We start from the raw sequence: 21,705 nt of genomic DNA, 5'->3' as shown, positions 1-21,705 counted from the left end.
CGCCGCCACGATCCCGGGAGCGCCGAGTATCGGCCCGGGTGACGCGACACAGGTTGTCGCACCCCTCTGCAGAATGGACGCCGAAGGATCGGAACAGGGGCATTGGACGCCCCGCTACTACCCAGGAGGAGGGACTGCATGTTCAAGATTATCGGTGCCACGGTGGTTTACGGTTTCGCGCTGTATGGGCTGGGCCGCTGGCTGACGGATCAGCAGCTTGTCGGCGCAGATGACTGAGGCTCGGCAGAGCATGTGGGGACTGGCGCAAAAGTCGACCTACCATTGCCGAGACTGCGGCTGGAAGCGGACATTGCCTTCGTCCGGGGATGCGCGTATCGAGGGACTGACCTGGTTCCGCGCCTGCCCCGAGTGCCGCTCCACTGCGCTGGCGTGCGGCAGCGCAGCCACTCTGGATGCGCTTTGGCAGGGATTACCCGAGGCTTGGCGGAGTGCGCGACGTTCGGAGTAGTTTCCCAGCCGGAGGTGCCATGCATAATGGCAAATCTTACAGGGGGGAAAAATGGATTCGACTGCTCTGAAGGAAGTGCATCGTCAGATTCGCGATGCACAACCGGACTCGACGCGCGTGCGCCTACACCGCGCCATCAGCTGGCTCAACCGCGCCGAACAGGAAGACGAGGATACGGACGCGCGATTCCTGTTTCTGTGGATTGCGCTGAACGCAGCCTATGCCCAGGAGTTCGGATTCGAGAATGCCGAGCGCGAACAACTGCGCAAGTTCTTCGATGCTTTGCTGAGGCATGACAAGCAAGGAAGCCTGCAGGACATCCTGTTCAAACAGTTTCCCGGGCCTATCCGAACCCTTATCGGGAATCGCTTTGTCTATGCACGCTTCTGGAAGGCACTGCGGGAACATGACAGCAGCGACCAGTGGGCAGAGCGCTTTGCCAAGGACCAGCGCTCGGCGCTGCAGGCCGTAGTTGAGCGGCGTACTGAAGTCGTGCTCTCCATCGTGCTTGACCGGCTGTACGTACTGCGCAACCAGCTGGTACATGGCGGGGCCACGTGGGACAGCCATGCCAATCGTGAGCAGTTGCGAGATGGCGCCGCCATCCTGGGCCAACTGGTACCGGCAATCCTGCATCTGATGATGAGGGACGACGCGCCCGACCTGGGTGAAGTCGCCTACCCGATGATCCACATCTGAACCACGGCACGGCCAGAGATTTCGGCAGGCCCGGCAACGCGGTTTAGGGACTGAGCGCATGGCTGGGACCCGCCCCAGCCATGCACGCTCCACGCCATCCCCCACCCCCAAGGGGATGATCATGCCCACGATCCTCGCCGGGCGGCTGGAAGGTTCTACCCACGCGCTATCACCCGCCACTACGACGTCGGCCTGGGCGCGGCCAGCCGGTCCAGGCGGGAGCCAGCCGGGGGATGGCCGCGATGCTGATAGCGCACCGGAATGGAAACCACGTATGCCCCGTTTGAACACCGCCCTGGCACTGAACCTCGTTCTGATGCTGCCATGGCCACAGCTGCCATGGCCATGGCGGCGGACCCGCAGGTTTCCACTGAAGTGTTTGTAGAGGCCGGCGACAACCCCACCCTCAAGCTGCAGCAGGCACCTGCCCTTGTGTATTCAACGGCCCTCGCCACGCCGCCCGATACCTTCCTGCAGGCTCCCATGGCGGTGCTGCTGGTTGCTCAATTGGATGAGCTGGGCCACGTTTCCAACGTGATGGTGGCGCGGTCCAGCGGACTGCGGGAGCTCGATCGAGCGGCCTTTACCGCAGTGGACCAGTGGCGCTTTGATCCGGTCGTGGTTGAGTGCGTCGCGCGGCATGCGCGGGTACGGGTCCGTCTGACCTTCGTGCCCACGGCCGAGGCGCCGCCCGGCTGAACCGCTGCTCCAATCTGTCGCGATTGGCCCTAGGCCATCGCCCTGGCTGCGGGCGCTCCTGCGCTTGGGGCCAATAGCGCCAAGCTCTTCAAGAGCGTTGCGGCGCAATCGCTTGCTGGCTTAACACCGTGTGCGACAATGCCGAAAGCGTCAGGACTGGCAATCATCAGTCCTGTGGTTTCTTGGCATTTGGTTGCTGCACGGGTATCTCTTGGCGTGCCACCGGAAAAGGGTGGCGCGGGGTTCGAAAGCCCGCTCAGTAACCTTGTGTTTTGCGCTTGTCAGCCGGCGTCACCTTGTGTGACGCCGGCTGGCAATCCGTTCGCGTTCCATGGCGGGCGGTGCGTGGGGGTCTTCGGACCCACCGGCATGGTTACTGTCCGGCTTTCGAACCACGCATCGTCCGCCGCCTTTATCTGGTGGCGCTGCTATCTGTCCTGTACGGAGCATTGCCATGACCACATCGGACTTCCGTTCCCTGCACGCGCAGTACGATCCGGAGAACGCCGACGCCGAGCGCGAACCATCCCCCGATCCCAACACCTTCGTCGCCACACTGCGCCGCATTGGTAGCGGTGTGGCTGCAGACGGTCAGCCTTGGCCGGAACGGCATCAACTGCCTGGGCGCTGTCTTCAGCTGGCGGATGCGGATTGCGCGCTGGCGGGGCTGCGCGTGGTGGCGGAGCTGATGCTGGCTGCGGAGCGGACTCGGCAGAATGGTGCGCCCGAGGAGTACGTGGGGGATCGGGTGATGGAAGGATTGAAGATGGCGTGTGTGGCGTTGACTGCGCAGGCTATTGAGCGGTTGCAGGTTCGGGAATAGAGCGTGCTTTGCTACGCACATCGAGTGCAACGCGCCGGATTGCATGCACGGCCCTAAGCATGCGCCGCTGTCTGAGCCCCTTAGCCTCCAACACTGGCCTCACTATGCCGAGCCAGACTTTACTTGCCCTGACTGCGGCAGCGTTACTAGGATTGATCATTGGCGGAGCGTACGCGCCAGCCACCACAATGAGTCTTGAGAACTACCCAAGGCTCACCGACTCGGAGTTTGCCCTGTTTCGGGCCGACGCCGAGAGCTTTGCCGAGGAGTTGGCTTGCCAAGGCATCACCATCGGAAAGCATGATCCAGGTGCACACTTCTTTGATCTGAGCCTACGTGACGATGCCATTGTGTTCGTGGACAACTCTGGGCCAAGAATTCTGATAGTCACCATATCCACGGTTGCAAGCTATGCAATAGAGCTACAGCGCTGGAAAGATAGATGGGGCTCAACCGAGGGACGCAGGAGGAACTTGAGCCCACCTGAGAACGGCTGCCCTAGGTCTGCGTCCCAATAGCCCCCATCTGCACCCTGTCCTGGCAGCCAAACCCGTCAGCCAATGACACAAGGAACCTGGTTCTGGCCAGAATCCTGGGCACCTAGCTTCTGGGACAGGGATCCAGGAAGGAACTCCCTTTCGAGGTGGACGCGCTCTACAACCGTCAAAAGCACATCCACGGTGTATTTGGCGGGCAACGGCAAGGCGGCATTTCAACACCCAAGGAGCATCCGCTAGTCATCGCGTTCACTGGCGAGGCTGGCGTGTCTCATGGCTACCATGACTTCTGGAACGACGACGAAGTCTTTCATTACTTCGGCGAGGGTCAAGTCGGAGACATGAAGTATGTGGCGGGCAACCGAGCAATTGGCGAGCACGCCAAGGATGGCAAGACGCTCGTAGTGTTTCAGATGATGGGCAAAAGGTTCCTTCGCGCGAGTCATATCAAACCGTGGGCGGATAGCACTCATAGCGAGCGCGTTGATGACGAGAACGGTCTTCTGCTGGCCCCGCATGCGGACCTGCTCTTTGATCGCGGCTGGATTAGCTTCTCGTCGGCCGGTCGCCTGCTGATTTCGAGCTGCCTACCTTCTGACGTGCAAGTTCGGCTTGGCCTGAAGTTGGATGCATCACTTCGATATAGAGACTTCTCCCAGAAGCAGCTCGGTTTCTTTGAGTTTCACCGAAGACGTTGTCTTTGATAGGCGCCGTCCACCGATACAGAAAGTTTGAAGAGCATGTCAGGCGCTATTGCAAAGATTGCATCAACCCTCGTCCTTTCCTGGTAGTGACGCGACCTGTTTTCGAAGCTGCTGTCTTGGCGCCGCCCCCGCTACTGTAGGCAAGGGCATCGAACCTCCCAAAACACATAGTTCCAGTTGGCATATTCGTCACGCCATTAACAGATATCGAAATATCTGCGAACAAGATGATCAAGAACGGCAGCACTTGTGTAGGCAGAGTATGACTGAAGTCCATCATTCTTATCCGCGTCTGCAAAATCACATACTGCCTTTAATCCTACAAATTTTGGACGAGGAGATGTCGCCATTGCGCACGCGGATGAGACGCCGTAAAGCTCCATTTCTAGCCCTAAAGCGGCGCGCTGTTGGTGTGAGACCTCTTTCGCAAAAGCCCTATCTGCTACCACAGCTGAGCCAGACGCAACGGGACCAATTCGAATTCTAAGATCATTTCGCGGCGGATTTTGCCAAGCATCTCTAATCGATCTCAGAATCTCCTTATCTTCCGACAACTGCTCAATCAGCGCCCTCAGTTCCGGCGAAGACTGAATTTGATGAGGTGCCATCTCAAAACCAGGCTCACCGTTGCCATCCACGATACGCTTCCCGGCCTGATAGTCCCAAACCGGATCTGCGAAAACCACATCGCCCAACTCCACCCTTCCAGAGAATCCAGCACTAATGCCTGGCATCGCGCAAATATCTGGAACAACATCCGCGATCAGTTTGCTCGCCAGCACAGCTGACGCCACCATACCCATTCTCGGAGCAGCGGCAGCAATGACCCTAACATTACCTTTCGCCGTACTTACGACGCCCTTTGAGATGAACGAAACATCATCGAACGGGGTCTCCGCCTCCCAGTTCCAGGGAAGCTTCTTCACGGCCTCCAACTCAGGACTACGAAGCGCGCATATTACGAGAACCTCTGCCTTAGATGTTCTCGTAGCGTCTTCTTTGCGCGCAGAGCGGAGGTAGTTAACACAATTTTTGACTCTCTCCACCCACCCATTGTCGGCCTCAGAGACCTTAATTACATTCCACAGCATCTCATTAAAGGTATCGACAGCGTCAGCAATGCCTTCATCGTACGCAGTGAGCCCAACAATGTTTCCCGGCCTTTTGTACTCACCACCCTCAGAAATATCCTCAAGCAGGTCAACGCAGACCTGGGCATCTGGATCATCTTCTTGACGGAAAGGGATAAGCACATCAAGAAGCAGCAGATCGTAGTAGTTATTTCGTAGAAACTGGCGTGCAGAGTATGAACATACTGCCACCTCGATATGATCCCGAGGAATTCCTGTCTCCATGAGAACGGCAACGATCCGCTTCAACTTGGCTTGTGTATCCTCAACAACAAGAATTCTCAAATCGACACCCTCGCAATAAATTGATCCATCAAGCTAATCAACGCCCTCTTCCAATCCAAATTGGCGTTATCAAATTCCACAAGCCCAAGGAAGACATCCCCATGCTCTTCGCGCAACTCACACTCCAACTCTGACAGAAGATACCATTTTCCATCGATTGAAAAATCTGCGTATTGAGTTACAACAATTACGAGCGGCGAATAACTGAGCCGCTCGAACTCATTAAGAATTTCCACCCCCCCAGCGCCTTGCGGCCTGCCGCCCCCTTCTCCAGCCGCCACATCGAATGTTGGCAACGACATATCTAGCAAGATCAAATCAAAACTCTCTCGACCAAGACGCGCGATGGCTGATCTGACAGATGCGGCCTCAGTGATAATCGCCTCAGGATAATGGGATGCAAAAAGATCACGGACATTCTTCGACTTATGTGCCTCATCCTCAGCCAGGAGTATCGAGAAGCCTCTACTCTTCACAGCAACCTCCCTCTTGAAGAATCAAGGACAGCTTCATATCAACAAAAAAATCCGTTGCAGATGAGAAACCAAAATCCAAGTAACCCTTCGCGGATTGGCTCGCGATGGCAGCCAACTTCTTAAAGCCGGATTCGCCCTCGCGCCTAAGACCCTGTTCAATTCGCCCAGCCTTAACTTCATTCAGTATCTCAGAAACACGAAACTGGTTTCGATCGCGCACACCAACTGCAACTTCATTTTTTACGACGATCCTAAGCGTCCCTTCTGCATCATTGACGGAGCAATGTAGGCTAACAATCGCTCCGTCCTGAACTTCAGACTTGGTGTGAATATTTCCAAATATAACCAGAAGCACGTCAGCCAGCACGGGAATGTCCGCTGCGGTTATATCGAAGTCTGGGACTGTAGACTCAGAGAGGTTAAGGTTTGAATTCTTGTAAGTGGCCTTCGACGACTCTATACCAATTGCGAATGCATCCGCCAGTTTGCATCTCATATGGGCGGCATCAAGCCCAGACTTTTCAAACCATTGTGCCACCGACTCAACTTCTCCCAACACATCCCGACAGGCTTGATCCAGCTTACTGAGCAGCAAGGACAACTCAGGATATTTTTGTCGCTTCGCGACTACGGTAGCTCTGACCCTAGAGAACTCCCTAGATATCGATTCAGCAGTGCGTTCCCGGAGGTGCCTACGAACCGCACTCAATGACGGGTTGAGCAACCCCCAGAATGCCGCAAACATTGAATCCAGGAACCCATCGAAAGAGAGATCCCGCCGTACAAACGACCTGATTGTATGATACTCCCCCGCACCGAGATTAATACCAAGAAGTCCACTTACTTTCTCAGCAGTACGAATCTGAACAACGTTGTTCTTTGCATAGAGAAGTTCTGCATCGATTTTTTCACTGAAGTCACACATCGCTCTGACGACCTCAAGCTGTTCGATGTATGGAACTCTAACGTAGCTATCCCGCCAATCGTCCGGCTCGACGTAGGGTAACCCGCTACCCAAAGCCTGGAAAATCATTTCGTGCTGCTCGATCGCACCCCGCAAATGCCCGACGATAGAGCCGTGGCGGATACGCTTACTGAGATAGCTATCAAGGCCATGTTTAGCATCGAAAAGAAATCTGTTGCAGCTCAGATTTATCATTTCAACCAAGAGCTGGTCCGCCTCACTCTTAGGAAACGCAAGATCTCCAGCGCCAGAATCTCCCTTAGCAACCCGCCTCAGAACCTCATCAAACTCTCTCGTGTCTTCCACGGAAACGGGAGCTAGTGCGCGATATCGACTGAATGGCTCTGTCAACTCCTCACGAAGAAGCTGTCGGAGCGCCGCCTCGTCTACATATATTCGACTTTGATCAACTATGCGCCGACCATCCTCAATCATCAACAGATGAGTGATTGATACAATCTCAGAGTCATAGAACTCCTTGTGCTCGACATCAATCTCTCGCAGCACAGAAAGTATCTCTCTCATCTCCTTTCGAAGAGACTTCACCCCGTCTATGGAGTAAATCATGTCTACCACATGCTCCTCGCAGACCTCCCGCCAGAAGTGCCTAACTGCATTTATTCCGTGTACCGCCACATCAATCTGCGAGGGTCGCTCAATGGAATGGATCTTCAGGAAATCGTCGATCGCGAAGCGCAAGCATGTGCTCCAGTATTTCCCGGCATTCCTTTTGTTTAGGTAGTGGGCGGCGATGGATAGTCGGATATCAGAGGAGCATGACCGTATATCCTTCCACCTCAACTGAGCGGAGAACGCCAGTGCGTTTGGTGAGAGAGCTACCGCTCCCAGTCGAACAACCCCATCTGAAAGCACCTCCAAGAATGCAGATACATTTCGGTTTTTCGCAGCAGCTTCCAATGCCATGAGCGTTGCGAAATGACTCATGAACCCAACATCGGAGTGTACAAGGGGAGTTAGCTCGACAAGAACCCTTGGCAGATCACGGGCGACGGAATGCTGCGCTCCCAGAGCAATTGCTCGAGCATCTGAGCTCAGGGCCACTCCGTCACTTGGTCGCGGGGAAACCGAGATATCATTAATCAATCTAACTAAGTCCCCATGCTCCGACAGCTGCGATAGAAGGCGTGTGCTCTGAACGCAGCCAGGTACACTTCGCGCTGCAACTTGCATGGCAACTGAATCGAATATATCTGTCGCTGCGAGCCTGGTACTTGCACTTACAAGATAACCATCATACCAGTTCAAATGTAGCTTTCTCAGATCGGCCTTTGCAGCAACCGATCGCTCAGTTGCCAGCAATGCCTCGGCAAATCTGCTGACGACCTGGTTTCTCAAAGAACGCGCTTCCCTCTCACAACCATGGCCTTGAGCAGCCTGCGCTCGACAGATGGATGCAGTGATAATGTCCTCTATATTCAGGCATTGACGCCCTAGACATTCCTTCATGGCTTGGCGGTAGTGACCTGACACCAGCGAATCCATAGTCTTGCCGCTCAGCCCTAAAGAGGATGCTGACGTACTGAGTCTGCGATCCTCAATGCAGCTCAACTCATGTACGATCGCGTCGACATCAATGCCAACCTGCAGCCGTCCTGAGCGAACTGCGCTCAACAGACATACAAATGTTTCATAAACATCAATGCTAGCGTTGTTCTGCTCAACTCTAAGTACGCTCGCAATTTCAGCCTCATCTGAAGGCCACTGCTTGGTAAGCTTGTATTCAAGATAAACTGCAAGCTCCCTGTCCTTTATCTTCTCACATCGCTTCTTTACATCTGCAGTGAATCTTGCAACTGACGTAGACGGCTCATTGCGCACACTGAAATGATGAGACAAGAATGGGGCAACCCCCCCTTGCAGCGCCCGCTTGACAGTCGCTACGTACTTTTTCTGTGCCTCAAGACCGCCAGCTTGCTGATGGAGGAATATCCTTTTTTCAATAAGAAATATTGACTCCCCGAACTCGTCCGAAATCTCTTGTGCCTTTTCTAGCGCCCCTCTCGCTCCCGCCCAAACAATCTCTCCAAGCTCTTGATTCATCTGAATCGTCTTGGAGATTTCACCTGCCGCAGCCTTTATTCTCGCAATGTTCCAAAGCACTTCATCGGCGAGAGAGAGCTCCGGCATTTCCACGAGAGCTGCAACATTTGAATAGCCTTTTAAGGGAACCAGCCGAAGCATCTCGGCAGCGAACGAATTTATGTAGTCGAAGTAAGCACTATAGGATAATGGGGATAGAGTTTCTCTCGCCTTCCCATGCACATCTCTTAGACCGCGAACTGCACGGAAAGTGCGAACACTCTGGTCGACCCCATATGCCCGCTCCTTGATACTCCCAACAAGCCCACGGAGAGTCCCATACTTTGATGAGGCTTTGCGCACTTTAATGGCTGACATTCACATTCCCTGTATATCGCCCAAAATATTCATCCTTACGAGTGAGGCACGCGTTCAAAAAGAAGGCGGCTTAATAGCCGCCTTCTTCCCTCACTACCGGAGCGGTCCACACTGGCCGGCTTCAAACCCCAACAGGATTAGCCTTCTCCGGATCAATCTTGTACTGCTTGATCGCCCGGGCCACATCCTTCGCGGTCATCTTCCCTTCCTTCGCCAGCGCCGCAATCGCGGCATGGGCGATGTAGTACCGGTCCACTTCAAAGAACCGGCGCAGGTTCGCACGGGTATCCGAACGACCAAACCCATCGGTACCCAGCACGGTGTACGACATCGGCACGAACGCGCGGATCTGGTCCGCATACGCACGCACGTAGTCGGTGGCGGCAATCGCCGGGCCCTGGCGGCCTTCCAGCAGCTCGGTCACGTAGGCCTTGCGCTGCTCACCTTCCGGATGCAGGCGGTTGGCACGCTCCACGTCGAAACCATCGCGACGCAGTTCGTTGAAGCTCGGGCAGCTCCAGATATCGGCGGTCACGCCGAAGTCCTTGTCCAGCAGCTCGGCGGCAGCAATGGCTTCGCGCAGGATGGTGCCCGAGCCCAGCAGCTGCACGCGCAGCTCGCCCTTCTTCGGCTTGCCGGCGTCGGTCAGCAGGTACATGCCCTTGACGATGCCTTCGGCCGCGCCTTCCGGCATTTCCGGGTGGGTGTAGTTCTCGTTCATCAGGGTGACGTAGTAATACTCGTCCACCTGGTCTTCCATCATGCGCTTGGTGCCGTGCTGCAGAACCACGGTCACTTCGAAGCCGAAGGTCGGGTCGTAGCTGCGCACGTTCGGGATGCCACCGGCCACCAGATGGCTGAAGCCATCTTCGTGCTGCAGGCCTTCACCGTTCAGCGTAGTGCGGCCAGCGGTGCCTCCCAGCAGGAAGCCGCGGGTACGCATGTCCGCCGCCTGCCAGGCGATGTCGCCCACGCGCTGGAAGCCGAACATCGAGTAGTAGATGTAGAACGGCAGCATCGGCACGTTGCTGACCGAGTAGCTGGTACCGGCGGCCATCCACGAGCTGATCGCACCCGGCTCGCTGATGCCCTGCTGCAGCACCTGGCCGCTCTGGTCTTCGCGGTAGAACATCAGCTGGTCCGCGTCCACCGGCTTGTACTTCTGGCCGAACGGCGCGTAGATGCCGATCTGGCGGAACAGGCCTTCCATACCGAAGGTACGGGCTTCGTCGGCCACGATCGGCACGATGTGCGGGCCCAGTTCCTTGTCACGCAAGGTGATGTTCAGGCTCTGCACGAAGGCCATGGTGGTGGAGTAGCTGCGCTCGCCGCTGCTCTTCAGCAGGCGCTCGTAGGCTTCCAGCTTCGGTGCCACGAAGGTCTTGTCGGCCTTGCGGCGGCGCTGCGGCAGGTAACCGCCCAGTGCGGCACGGCGTTCCTGCAGGTACTGCACTTCCGGCGAATCCGGGCCCGGGTGGTAGAACGGCACCTGGCCGTCGGCCAGCTGCGCGTCGGTCACCGGAATGTTGAAGCGGTCGCGGAAGTGGCGCACCGCTTCGTCGTCCAGCTTCTTGGTCTGGTGGGTCGGGTTCAGTGCCTCACCGGCGCTGCCCATGCCGTAGCCCTTCACGGTCTTGGCCAGGATGACGGTCGGCATGCCTTTGGTGTTCACGGCCTGGTGGTAGGCGGCGTACACCTTGTGCGGGTCGTGGCCACCACGGTTCAGGCGCCAGATGTCGTCGTCGGACAGGCCGGCGACCATCGCAGCGGTTTCCGGGTACTTGCCGAAGAAATGCTCGCGGGTATATGCGCCGCCGAAGGCCTTGCAGTTCTGGTATTCGCCGTCGACGGTTTCCATCATCAGCTTCTTCAGGACGCCGTCGCTGTCCTTGGCCAGCAGGGCATCCCAGTAACCGCCCCACAGCAGCTTGATCACGTTCCAGCCGCCGCCACGGAACACGCCTTCCAGTTCCTGGATGATCTTGCCGTTGCCGCGCACCGGGCCGTCCAGGCGCTGCAGGTTGCAGTTCACCACGAAGATCAGGTTGTCCAGGCCTTCACGGCCGGCCAGGGCGATGGCACCCAGGGTTTCCGGCTCGTCGCTCTCGCCGTCGCCGATGAAGCACCACACCTTGCGGTCGGACTTCTCGATCAGGCCACGGTTTTCCAGGTAGCGCATGAACTGCGCCTGGTAGATGGCGGCCAGCGGGCCCAGGCCCATCGACACGGTCGGGGTCTGCCAGTATTCCGGCATCAGCCACGGGTGCGGGTAGGAGGACAGGCCACCGCCGTCCACTTCCATGCGGAACTTGTCCAGCTGCTCTTCGCTGATGCGGCCTTCCAGGAAGGAACGCGCGTAGATGCCCGGGGCGCTGTGGCCCTGGATGAACAGCAGGTCGCCCGGGTGGTTTTCGCTCGGGGCGCGCCAGAAGTGGTTGAAGCCCACGTCGTACAGGGTGGCGCCGGAGGCGAACGAGGCGATGTGGCCGCCCAGGTCACCCGGCTTGCGGTTGGCGCGGACCACGGTGGCCATCGCGTTCCAGCGGATGATCGAACGGATGCGCCATTCCAGCTCGGCATTGCCCGGGCTCTTGGCCTCGAGCTGCGGCTCGATGGTGTTGACGTACTCGGTGGTGGGAGAGAACGGCAGGTAGGCGCCCGAACGACGGGTCAGTTCCACCATGCCTTCCAGCAGCTGATGCGCGCTCGGAGCCCTCGACATCAATAACGGCCTTCAACGACTCGATCCACTCCTGGGTTTCCACAGGATTCGGGTCGTTGTTCAGCACCTCGTTCAACCAGTTCATTAGCGCTCCCATAACCGCACGCACGCGCGCGACTGTTGTATAGATTTCTAGACCGCAAAGTGTAGCGCACCAAGGGCTTTCGTCACTTGGCTACGCAGGCGTATGGATGCAACCGGCCAGTGTCCGCAAGGGGCTTGCCGGGCCCGCTGAAGGCCCTGCGGCGGGCCTTGTTGGCTGCGCGGGCTGTCGCTTGCGGGCCGCTGCGCCCATGTGCAGGACGCAGTGTTACCGCTGCCGATGACGGTTGTAGGGCAGCGCCATGCCCACCTGTATCGGCTCCGCGTGCTGGCGCTGAACGGACGACAACGTGTCGCACCTGCCTCTGGATCGCCCCCCGCCCTGCCCTCAGGGTAGGCCTCGAGTGTTGGCCTCGCCCGCTTCGGTCCGCCGTCTGGCCCTGCCTCACTCCCTTCCACAGTGTTTCCGGGGCGCCTCGCAAGGGGCGCCCCTTTTGCTGTGCGCGGGGCCGGCCGTGGCCCAAAACTGACCTGCTTGTGGCCGGATCGATGATTGTCGTCTTCGATATATCGATATATCGTTTGCACACTCGTTTACCGATATATCGAAATGAGCCGTACCGCTTCTCCCAGAGCCCGTTCCACCAATCCGGAAGTGCCACGCCGCAACGGCCAGCCGCGGGTGCTCAGCCGCGGCGACCTGCGCCTGCTGGTGCTGGCCCTGATCGGCGAGCAGCCGCGCCACGGCTACGAGCTGATGCAGCTGATCAGCAACCAGTTCATGCAGGCCTACACGCCCAGCGCCGGCACCATGTACCCGCTGCTGGCCAGCTTCGAGCAGGCCGGCTGGATCGAGGCCGAGGAAGTGGACGGCAAGCGGATCTTCCGCATCACCACCGCCGGCGAGTTCGAGCTGAAGGTGCAGCGCACCCAGGTGCGCCTGGCGCAGCGACGTGCCTTCGACCGTGCCCGCGAGATCACCAAGGCCTCGCTGCCGCCGCCGCTGGCCGGCGCCCTGCGCGAGTTCAAGCGGGCGCTGGTGCATCACCACGGCCGCTGGGCCGAGGGCGAGGCAGAAGAAGTAGCGGCGCTGCTGACGCGGGCGTCCGCGCTGCTCAACGGTACGGCCGGTAGCGAGAGCCAATCCTTTTCTACGACCCAGCCAGACTGAATCCAGCCAGGTCGCCCCTACGCCGCGCGCCCCGCGCGACACCTTTACAGGTAACCCCATGACCGAACACAACAACACGCGCCTGCGCCTGGATGTGCGCTTCCGTGAACTGACCGTGCTGCGCACCGAAGAGGTCACCCCGCACATGCGCCGCATCGTGCTGGGCGGCGCCGAGCTGGCCGGTTTCGATTCGCCCGGCGCCGACGACCACATCAAGCTGTTCTTCCCCAATGCCAGCGGCGAGATGGTGCTGCCGGTGGTCACTGCCGAAGGCCGCAGCTATCCGGCCGGCAAGGAGCCCTCACCGGCCCGCGACTACACGCCGCGCTGGTGGGACCACGAAACCGGCGAGCTGGCCATCGACTTCGTGCTGCACGACCAGGGCATTGCCGGGCCGTGGGCCGAGCAGGCCAAGGCTGGCGACACGCTGGTGATCGGCGGCCCGCGCGGCTCGTTCGTGGTGGCCGACAGCTACGACGCCTATGTGCTGATCGGCGATGAAACCGCGCTGCCGGCCATCGCCCGCTGGCTGGACGTGCTGCCGGAGGATGCCGAGGTGCAGGCCTTCATCGAAGTGAGCGATGAAGCCGAACGCCAGGACCTGCCGCAGTACGAGAACGTGCGTATCCACTGGCTGGAGCGCAATGGCTTCGCCGCGGCCAGCAGCACGCTGCTGGAAGACATGCTGACCGACTTCGAGGCACCGGACGGCGATGTCTTCTACTGGATCGCCACCGAATCGCGCCGCGCCCGGATGATGCGCAAGTTCATCGAAGGCCACCTGGGCGTGCCGCGCGACTGGATCCGTTCCACCGGCTACTGGAAGGCCCACCCGGACGAAACCGACGGCGATTGACCGGGCAGCCGGTGGGTGCGGCCCCTGCTTGGTGGGTGCGGACCGTTGGTCCGCACGCCCTGCAACAGGTAGTGCCGGCCGCTGGCCGGCAACCTCATGAACCTTCGGCAGGAACCTGCAGTTGCCGGCCAGCGGCCGGCACTACCACGTTGGATGCCACCTGCCGCTTCCACCCGAACCGCTGCGCGGCCCAGATCTCCAGCGCCACCAGCAGCGCGATGATCAGCAACGGCAACAGCAGCCCGAAGTACACACCGGGCATCATGCCGTTGATCTGCGCTTTCACCAGCCGCAGCACGCCACGGGTGTGCAGCAGCTCATCAACGTGCATGGTCAGTACCTCGCGTACCACCTTGGGTTCCAGCCCAATCGTGCCGGCCTTGTCCACCAGCGTGTCTTCCACCATGCCGCGCAGCAGGCCTTCGCGCACTTTGCCGATCACCCAACCGGTGCCGCGCGCCAACGGGCCGTTGCCAAGACGATCAAGACCGGGCAACGGATGTTCGCTGAGGTAGGCCGAAGCGATGGTATCGGCCACATCCCCCACCGTGCCCTGGCTGCGCAATGCCTCGCGCATGCGCGGGTCGTCCAGCGAATCGGTGAAGCCTTCGCTCCAGCCTTCCACCAGGGTCTGCAGGTGCGGCTGGAAATGATCGAGCTGCTTGAACAGCGCGCGGTGCGCGCCAGCAGTAAAGCCCAGCTGCAGGCCGAAGAAGGCGGTGGCCAGTGGCAGCAGCACCACGTAGCTGGCCAGCAGCCAGTGATGCCAGCGCTTGCGCCGCTGCAACCAACCCCGGCGGTGCAGCCAGCGCCAGGCAAAGATGCCCAGCACCAGGCCAAGCAGCGTACCGAGCACGCTGCCGCCCAGCAGATCGAGCACGCTCAGGCCCGTCCAGAATTCGTTCAACCAGTACTGCGCGTCCTGCATGGATCTTCCTTCCGTGGGTGGTACAGCGGGCCATTGTAGAGCCGAGCCCATGCTCGGCTGCTCTCCGCCTCCGGTGGGTGCGGACCGCCATCGACTGGTGGGTGCGGACCGTTGGTCCGCACACTCCCATGCAATTGCCGGCCAGCGGCCGGCACGACCCGCCAAGCAATGCGACAATCGCGCTCCTTTCCTGCAGCAACGAGGGCCACATGGCCAAACTGACCCTGGCCAGCGTGGATGCGCTGCGTACCCGCTTCGCCGATGACGCCGCCTGCGACGCGGCACTGGCCGCCTTCGCCGACACCGCTGCCCTGCGCGTACCGCTGCGTGAGCTGGTGGAAGCACAACACCGCTACCTGCAGGCCGAATTCGAAGTGGCGCAGGTGGCCGATGTGCTGCGCCGCGACCAGAAGTACGCGCCGGTGGGCCGGCCTTCGATCAACATCGTGCAGCTGCGCAAGCAGCAGGCCGCGACCAAGCAGGCCGCGCTGATCGCACGCCAGGTGGTGGCGCAGGCAGCGCAGACCTTCGTTCGGGTGAGCGGGCTGGCGGTGAAGGCCAAGCAAAGCCCGAGCGAAGCGTGCGTGGCATGGTTGGGCGCGCTGCGCTGAACGCGCGTACCCGGTAGTGGCCAACCTTGGTTGGCCTGCGAAATGCTCGTGTGCCAACCAAGGTTGGCACCTACCAAAGCACTCTCCGGCCCTGCATGAACCGGTAGTGGCCAACCTTGGTTGGCCCGCGAAGTGCTCGTGCGCCAACCAAGGTTGGCACCTACCAAAGCACTCTCCGGCCCTGCATGAACCGGTAGTGGCCAACCTTGGTTGGCCCGCGAAGTGCTCGTGCGCCAACCAAGGTTGGCATCTACCAAAGCACTCTCCGGCCCTGCATGAACCGGTAGTGGCCAACCTTGGTTGGCCTGCGAAATGCTCGTGTGCCAACCAAGGTTGGCACCTACCAAAGCACTCTCCGGCCCTGCACGAACCGGTAGTGGCCAACCTTGGTTGGCCCGCGAAGTGCTCGTGCGCCAACCAAGGTTGGCACCTACCAAAGCACTCTCCGACCCTGCATGAACCGGTAGTGGCCAACCAAGGCGTCCCCCACGCCCAAAAAAGAAGGCCCGCTTTTCAGCGGGCCTTCTGCCTTCTCACGACGAGTGAGCGGGGTGCATCAAGCGGCCGGCTTTTCGCCGGTGGCTTCGGTGGTGATGCGGATCTTCACTTCATCGCTGACGTTCGGGGCATACGCGCCGACGCCGAAATCGCTGCGCTTCAGGGTGGTGGTGGCATCGAAGCCGGCGGCCGGAACCTTGGCCATCGGATGCTCGCCGCCGCCGTTGACGGTCACGTCCAGGGTGACCGGCTTGGTGATGCCCTTGATGGTCAGGTCACCGGTGACGGTCAGCTTGTTGGTGCCAGCGGCTTCCACCTTGGTGCTCTTGAAGGTGGCATCGGCGAACTTGGAGGCGTCGAAGAAGTCGGCGCTCTTCAGGTGCTCGTCGAACTTGGCGGTGAAGCTGTTCAGGCCGCTCAGCGGCAGCTTCACTTCCACGGTGGACTTGGTCACGTCGGCGGCGTCGTACACCAGGGTGCCTTCGACGTTGCCGAAGTGCGCGCTGGGGTTGGAGAAGCCAAAGTGGCTCCACTGGGCCAGCACGTCGGTGTGGGTCGGGTCCAGCTTGTAGGTGCCCGAGGCGATCTGGATCGCTTCGGCGGCCGGCGCGGCGGCAGCGGCATCGGCAGCCGGGGTGGCGGCCTGTTCGGTGGTGGCCGGGGCGGCAGCGTCAGCAGCCGGGGCAGCGGTGTCGGCCGGCTTGGAGCAGGCGGCGATGGCCAGGGTCAGGGCCAGCGGCAGCAGCAGTTTACGGGTGGCGCTCATCTGAGGAACTCTCCGGATCGTAGGGTGGGTACACGGTGCAGCAAGAGCCTGCCACGGGACGGCAGGCCCGAAACCGATACAGCGACTTACGCGATGCGCGCCGCTTCGTCGAACGACAGGCGCGGCAGACGCGGGAACAGGCCCGCCGAGTCACCGTAACCCAGGTTGACCAGGAAATTCGACTTGATGGAGGTGCCGGCGAAGAAGGCTTCATCCACCTTGGCTGCATCGAAGCCCGACATCGGGCCGGCATCCAGGCCCAGCGCGCGTGCGGCCAGGATCAGGTAGGCGCCCTGCAGGCTGCCGTTGCGGATGGCGGCTTCGTGGCGGCCTTCCTGCGGGCCGTCGAACCAGGCCTTGGCATCGGTGTGCGGGAACAGGTACGGCAGCTTCTCGTGGAAGTCCAGGTCGAAGCCGATGATGACGGTGACCGGGGCGGCCATGGTCTTGTCGTGGTTGCCTTCGGACAGGGCCGGGGCCAGCTTGGCCTTGGCTTCCTTCGAGGTGACGAAGACGAAACGGGCCGGCGTGGTGTTGGCGGCGGTCGGGCCCCACTTCACCAGGTCATACAGTTCCTGCAGCAGGCTGGCCGGGACCGGCTTGTCGAGGAAAGCGTTCTGGGTGCGGGCAGTACGGAACAGCTGGTCGAGGGCAGCAGCGTCGAGCGCGTGGGACATCGGTGGATCTCCAGGGCGGCTAAGGGAAGTCAGTGCCCGCGGGCGGCGCGGGGCGAAACGACGAGCCGCAGTGTAGAGTGTCGCGACTGTTGCAACACCCAGCAGGGCTGAAACGAATTAATGCCACAGGTGAAACGATCGAGCGCGCCCTGGACGGTCACGGACGGCCGTGCGGGCAATGTCCGCCAGGCGGTCGCGCTGGCCTCTGCGCTGCGCCAGGGCACCCATCGGCCGCTGGTCCTGCAGCCCCGCGCACCCTGGCGCTGGCTGTCGCCGCGGCGGCTGCCCGGTGATGTGAACGGCTATGGCGAGGCATTCGCGACGCTGGCCGCGGACGCACCGCCGCTGGCGATCGGCTGTGGCCGTCAGGCCGCCGGCGCACTGCGCGTGCTGCGCGCACGTGGCAGCCAGGTGGTGCAGATCCTCGACCCGCGCATCAATGCCCGCCACTGGGACATGGTGGTGGTGCCCGAACACGATGCCCTGCGTGGCAGCAACGTGCTGACCCTGCTCGGCAGCCTCAACCCGGTGGATGACGACTGGCTGGCCTGGGGCCGCGCCGCGTTCGCTGGCTTCAGTACCCTGCCTGGCCCGCGCACCGCGCTGCTGGTGGGCGGGCCGACGCCGCTGGCACCCTGGGACGAGACCGCGATGGTGGGCGTGTTCCAGGCGCTGGCCGATCAGATCCGCGCTGAGGGCGGCAGCCTGCTGGCCACGACTTCGCGGCGCACGCCACCGGCATTGGCCGAGATCCTGCGCGCGAAATTCTCCGACCTGCCGCACGTGATCTGGGGCGATGGTGGCGACGGCACCAATCCCTATGGCGGCCTGCTCGGCTGGGCCAACCGCGTGGTGGTCTCGCCCGATTCGGTGAACCTGCTCTCTGAGGCCTGCGCCACGCGCATGCCGGTGATGGTGGCGCTGGCCGAGACTGCGCAGGGCCGCTTGGCGCGCTTCCAGCAGCAGCTGCGCGAGCGCGGGCGATTGCAGGCGCACTGGCTGGACTGGCAGTACGACCGTATCGAGCCGCTGCGCGAGACCGCGCGGGTGGCGGCAGAAGTGAAACAGCGCCTGGCAGCGGGGTAGTGCCGGCCGCTGGCCGGCAATCCTGGGCACCTGGCATCACGGTAATGCCGGGTGCCCAGCGTTTTCTGAACATTTCGATCCGGTACCGCGGTTAGAGTCCAGCTTCCCCCATCACTCTGAACGTCTTCATGCGTACCTTGCTCCTGCTGCCCCTGGCCCTGCTCGCTGCCTGCTCCACCACGCCCACCGAGCTGGATCCGATTTCGTATCAATGCCAGCAGCAGTTGGACGCGTACCGCGAACAACCGGCGCTGCGCGATCCGAAGGGCCAGCGCCCACCGCTGCCGGTGGCCCCGATCAGCGATGCCTGCGACAAGGAGCTCCAGCGCAAGGGCGTGGATCGTCCCCTGCGCTGAGCAGCGTATGATCGGCGCGCGGGCCTGCCCGCCGTTGAAGGTATCGACATGGATCGTTTCTCCCACCTGCCGCGCGCCGCGCTGCTGATCACCAGCCTGCTGGCGACCGCACCGGCCTGGGCCAACAGCACCGAATGCCGCGAGCGCTACCCGAGCGTGGCCGCGCAGGCGGCGATGCTGGACGTGGCCTGGACCACCGCTGAGCGCCTGGACGCGCTGCCCGATGTGGACGTGGTGGTAGCCGCGCGGTGGCCAGGACCTGAGCCGCTACGGCCTGCGCCACAGCCACCTGGCCTTCCTGGTGCGTGAGGACAATGGCCGCTGGCGCGCAGTTCACCTGCTCAACCGCTGCAAGACCGACAGCTCGCAGCTGTACCTCGAAGGGCTGGGCAACTTCGTCGGCGAGAGCGGCGGCCATACCGACCTGCGCATCGGCGTGCCCTCGGCGCCGCTGCGTGCCGCGTTGAAAGCGATGCTGGTGTCGCCGTCGATCCAGCCGAAGGCGCTGCACGAAACCAAATACAACGTGGTTGCCTACCCGTTTGCCACCGACTACCAGAACTCCAACCAGTGGGTGCTGGAAGTGCTGGCCGCGGCGATGGCGCAGACCGAAGGCGCGCCGGCCATCGTCAAGCGCGAACAGGCACAGCAGTGGCTGCGCCAGCAGAAGTACCAGCCCAGCGTGCTGCATATCGGCCTCGGCAAGCGCGTGGGTGCGCGCCTGTTCGTGGCCAACGCCACCACCACTGACCATCCGGCCGGCGAACGCATCTCCGGCAACTATTCGGTGGTGACGGTGGAATCGGTGTTCGATTTCCTGCACCAGCGCAGCCAGCTGCAGCAGGAACTGGTGATCCCTCACGTGCCGGTAGCCGGTGCTGCCGCCGCCACGCCCTGAATCCAGCAAGGAGAACGACATGCGTACCCTGCCCGCCGTCCTGATGCCGATGCTGATCGCCGCAAGCCTGGCCTGGTCCACGGCCGCTCATGCAGAGCGCCGCATCGTGATCATCCACGACCCGGGCCCGCAGGGACCGAGCCTGGAGATGTCCACGCAGATGGTGACGTCGGCCCGCGCGGCGGCGGCGAAGGAAGCCCAGGATGCCGCCGACGCTGGCCAGCCGCTGGCCCGCCCGCAGCAGATCAAGCTGCCGCAGATGCAGGTGAGCGCGATCGCCACCACCGTGGATGGCCGCCGCGAAGTGCTGCTGCGCGATGCCAACGATCCGCAGAACACCGCATCGATGCAGTACCCGCGCGGCATCGGCGATCCCGCCGTGCAGTTCACCGTGGGCCAGACCGTGAACTTCGAACCGACCGGCGCCGACCAGGGCTGGCAGCTGAAGGACAACCAGGGCCGCCCGCTGGAATACCTGCCCGAGGCCACCGGCCCGCGCGACATCTTCGATACCCGGCGCTGAGCCGCCGTCCCCACCCTGACCAGGAGGTCTCCATGTTCCGTTGCCTGCGCGTTCCCGCCACTGCCCTGCTGCTTTCGGCGCTGGTGGTGCCCACCGTCCATGCCGGCGCCGCGCCGCAGTTGAACAGCGGCCAGACCAGCGTGCTGGTCACGTCGCTGATCGTGCTGTCGATTCCGTTGGCCACGTCGATGGGACTGGCCGAACTGTCCAAGGCCCCGTTCAAGGCCAGCGAGCGCAACGGCAAGGTCGCCGCACGCACGCCGGCGGTGCCGCTGCCACCGATGGAAGTGAAGCAGGTCGCCACCACGCCAGCCGGTGATCGCCAGGTGCACCTGCAGGTGCCCGGCAAGGCCGACCAGACCGCAACGCTGCAATGGCCGGCGGCTGCAGGTGATGACCCGATTGCCGGTTTCGTCGTCGGCCAGCAGGTGCGCTTCGACCCGACCGACGCGGGTGCCGGCTGGACCGTGAAGAGCGCGCAGGGCCAGGCGCTGGCCTATGTGCCGACCGCCTATGCCGCCGGCGATGTGATGAGCGAAACGCTGTAAAGCTGAACGGCCGGTTTTGGCATTGCCGCGGGCCGGGCGGATAATGGGCGATCCCCTTTGTCCCCCTGGCTCGCCATGTCCGTGCGTCCTGCCCCTGTGTTTGCCCCGTTGACCGCCCGCGCCCTGGTGCTGGCGGTGCTGGCCATGGGCGCGGTGGTGCTGCTGTCCAACGTACTGGTGCAGTACCCGATCAACGATTGGCTGACCTGGGGTGCTTTCAGTTACCCGGTCGCGTTCCTGGTCAGCAACCTGATCAACCGCCGCTTCGGCCCGGGCCCGGCCCGGCGCGTGGCGTGGATCGGTTTCGCGGTGGCGGTGCTGCTTTCGATCTGGGTGGCCACCCCGCGCATCGCCATTGCCTCGTGCTCGGCCTTCATCGTGGCCCAGCTGCTGGACATCACCGTGTTCGACCGCCTGCGGCGTGGCAGCTGGTGGCGCGCACCGATGGTGGCCACCACCTGCAGCGCGACGGTGGATACCACCATTTTCTGGTCGATCGCGTTTGCCGGTTCGACCCTGCCGTGGGTGAGCTGGGCTGCCGGCGACCTGGCGGTGAAGCTGGCGATCGGCGTCTGCCTGCTGGCCCCGTTCCGCGCACTGTTGTGGAAGATGGCGCCGCTGCGCACCACCAGCTGACCGCCGTTGCTCTGGTAGGTGCCAACCTTGGTTGGCACGCTGTTGCCGGGGTCATGAACGCTGACGGATTGTGCCAACCAAGGTTGGCACCTACCAACAGCAGGCCAACGCTCAGATCATTGATCCGGCGGGTCATCGCCGGGCCATTGATCCGGTAGTCGCCAACCTTGGTTGGCGCTTTGCATTCATGCCAACCAAGGTTGGCATCTACCAACAGCGGGTC

Annotated in this window: 18 protein-coding genes and 2 pseudogenes; 13 read left to right on the top strand and 7 right to left on the bottom strand. The window is 61.5% G+C overall.

All coding sequences use genetic code 11. The features are described from left to right. Positions 1-520 precede the first annotated feature (520 nt). From ACZK2V_RS02430 to ACZK2V_RS02415, 4 genes are all read left to right on the top strand, one after another. Complete coding sequence (locus tag ACZK2V_RS02430) at positions 521-1,168, top strand: HEPN domain-containing protein (RefSeq protein WP_049462936.1); 648 nt, start codon at positions 521-523, stop codon at positions 1,166-1,168. Between the two features lie 324 nt (positions 1,169-1,492). After that, positions 1,493-1,867: a TonB family protein gene (locus ACZK2V_RS02425; protein WP_080356568.1), complete on the top strand. Its 375-nt coding sequence runs from the start codon at positions 1,493-1,495 to the stop codon at positions 1,865-1,867. A gap of 454 nt (positions 1,868-2,321) precedes the next feature. Beyond that, the gene (locus ACZK2V_RS02420) at positions 2,322-2,690 is read left to right on the top strand and encodes a hypothetical protein (RefSeq protein ID WP_049462937.1); all 369 of its coding nucleotides are present in this window, start codon (positions 2,322-2,324) and stop codon (positions 2,688-2,690) included. A 643-nt stretch (positions 2,691-3,333) separates the two neighbouring features. Further along, the gene (locus tag ACZK2V_RS02415; RefSeq protein WP_053093340.1) at positions 3,334-3,891 is read left to right on the top strand and encodes an HNH endonuclease; all 558 of its coding nucleotides are present in this window, start codon (positions 3,334-3,336) and stop codon (positions 3,889-3,891) included. A 197-nt stretch (positions 3,892-4,088) separates the two neighbouring features. On the opposite strand, the gene ACZK2V_RS02410 is transcribed toward ACZK2V_RS02415, so the two are convergent. The 4 genes and pseudogenes from ACZK2V_RS02410 to aceE all read right to left on the bottom strand — a co-directional run bounded on the left by ACZK2V_RS02410 (position 4,089) and on the right by aceE (position 11,971). Then, positions 4,089-5,306, bottom strand: a complete 1,218-nt coding sequence (locus ACZK2V_RS02410) for a 5'-methylthioadenosine/S-adenosylhomocysteine nucleosidase family protein (protein ID WP_080356569.1) — start codon at positions 5,304-5,306, stop codon at positions 4,089-4,091. After that, positions 5,303-5,782 (bottom strand): response regulator, encoded by a 480-nt coding sequence (locus tag ACZK2V_RS02405; protein WP_080356570.1) that lies wholly within the window; start codon positions 5,780-5,782, stop codon positions 5,303-5,305. The genes ACZK2V_RS02410 and ACZK2V_RS02405 overlap by 4 nt, the downstream gene beginning before the upstream one ends. Next, complete coding sequence (locus ACZK2V_RS02400; RefSeq protein WP_152911155.1) at positions 5,772-9,164, bottom strand: hypothetical protein; 3,393 nt, start codon at positions 9,162-9,164, stop codon at positions 5,772-5,774. Before ACZK2V_RS02400 ends, ACZK2V_RS02405 begins: the two co-directional genes overlap by 11 nt. A gap of 121 nt (positions 9,165-9,285) precedes the next feature. After that, a pseudogene (gene aceE / locus ACZK2V_RS02395) lies at positions 9,286-11,971 on the bottom strand (pyruvate dehydrogenase (acetyl-transferring), homodimeric type). Positions 11,972-12,538: 567 nt separating this feature from the next. Between aceE and ACZK2V_RS02390 the strand changes: the two are divergent. Next, positions 12,539-13,099 (top strand): PadR family transcriptional regulator, encoded by a 561-nt coding sequence (locus ACZK2V_RS02390; protein ID WP_049399094.1) that lies wholly within the window; start codon positions 12,539-12,541, stop codon positions 13,097-13,099. A 58-nt stretch (positions 13,100-13,157) separates the two neighbouring features. Further along, positions 13,158-13,955, top strand: coding sequence for a siderophore-interacting protein (locus ACZK2V_RS02385; RefSeq protein ID WP_049462941.1), 798 nt, complete (start codon positions 13,158-13,160; stop codon positions 13,953-13,955). Positions 13,956-14,049: 94 nt separating this feature from the next. Here ACZK2V_RS02385 and ACZK2V_RS02380 read toward each other — a convergent pair whose 3' ends face one another. Beyond that, positions 14,050-14,883, bottom strand: a complete 834-nt coding sequence (locus tag ACZK2V_RS02380) for a hypothetical protein (RefSeq protein WP_049462942.1) — start codon at positions 14,881-14,883, stop codon at positions 14,050-14,052. A gap of 209 nt (positions 14,884-15,092) precedes the next feature. Here ACZK2V_RS02380 and ACZK2V_RS02375 point away from each other — a divergent pair, with 209 nt between their 5' ends. Then, the gene (locus ACZK2V_RS02375) at positions 15,093-15,494 is read left to right on the top strand and encodes a hypothetical protein (protein ID WP_049462943.1); all 402 of its coding nucleotides are present in this window, start codon (positions 15,093-15,095) and stop codon (positions 15,492-15,494) included. A gap of 556 nt (positions 15,495-16,050) precedes the next feature. Here the strand turns inward: ACZK2V_RS02375 and ACZK2V_RS02370 are convergent. Then, positions 16,051-16,758 carry a YceI family protein gene (locus tag ACZK2V_RS02370; RefSeq protein ID WP_080356579.1) on the bottom strand — a complete coding sequence of 236 codons (708 nt, stop codon included), beginning with the start codon at positions 16,756-16,758 and terminating at the stop codon, positions 16,051-16,053. Positions 16,759-16,844: 86 nt separating this feature from the next. Then, positions 16,845-17,435: a malonic semialdehyde reductase gene (locus ACZK2V_RS02365; protein WP_004139510.1), complete on the bottom strand. Its 591-nt coding sequence runs from the start codon at positions 17,433-17,435 to the stop codon at positions 16,845-16,847. 120 nt (positions 17,436-17,555) lie between these two features. Between ACZK2V_RS02365 and ACZK2V_RS02360 the strand changes: the two genes are divergently transcribed. The 6 genes and pseudogenes from ACZK2V_RS02360 (at position 17,556) to ACZK2V_RS02335 (ending at position 21,482) form a co-directional block, all read left to right on the top strand. Continuing rightward, on the top strand, positions 17,556-18,521 hold the full coding sequence (locus ACZK2V_RS02360; protein WP_049463237.1) for a mitochondrial fission ELM1 family protein: 966 nt from the start codon (positions 17,556-17,558) through the stop codon (positions 18,519-18,521). Between the two features lie 128 nt (positions 18,522-18,649). Continuing rightward, positions 18,650-18,877, top strand: a complete 228-nt coding sequence (locus tag ACZK2V_RS02355) for a hypothetical protein (RefSeq protein WP_004139505.1) — start codon at positions 18,650-18,652, stop codon at positions 18,875-18,877. 48 nt (positions 18,878-18,925) lie between these two features. Continuing rightward, positions 18,926-19,775: pseudogene (locus ACZK2V_RS02350) on the top strand (DUF2145 domain-containing protein). Between the two features lie 19 nt (positions 19,776-19,794). Further along, positions 19,795-20,298 carry a hypothetical protein gene (locus tag ACZK2V_RS02345; protein ID WP_049463238.1) on the top strand — a complete coding sequence of 168 codons (504 nt, stop codon included), beginning with the start codon at positions 19,795-19,797 and terminating at the stop codon, positions 20,296-20,298. Between the two features lie 32 nt (positions 20,299-20,330). After that, positions 20,331-20,846 (top strand): hypothetical protein, encoded by a 516-nt coding sequence (locus tag ACZK2V_RS02340; RefSeq protein WP_004139500.1) that lies wholly within the window; start codon positions 20,331-20,333, stop codon positions 20,844-20,846. A 75-nt stretch (positions 20,847-20,921) separates the two neighbouring features. Continuing rightward, positions 20,922-21,482 (top strand): queuosine precursor transporter, encoded by a 561-nt coding sequence (locus ACZK2V_RS02335; protein ID WP_004139497.1) that lies wholly within the window; start codon positions 20,922-20,924, stop codon positions 21,480-21,482. Positions 21,483-21,705: the final 223 nt, after the last annotated feature.

The organism is Stenotrophomonas sp. 93052_Sma (assembly GCF_056481145.1).
This window is presented reverse-complemented; position numbering and strand designations above follow the sequence as displayed.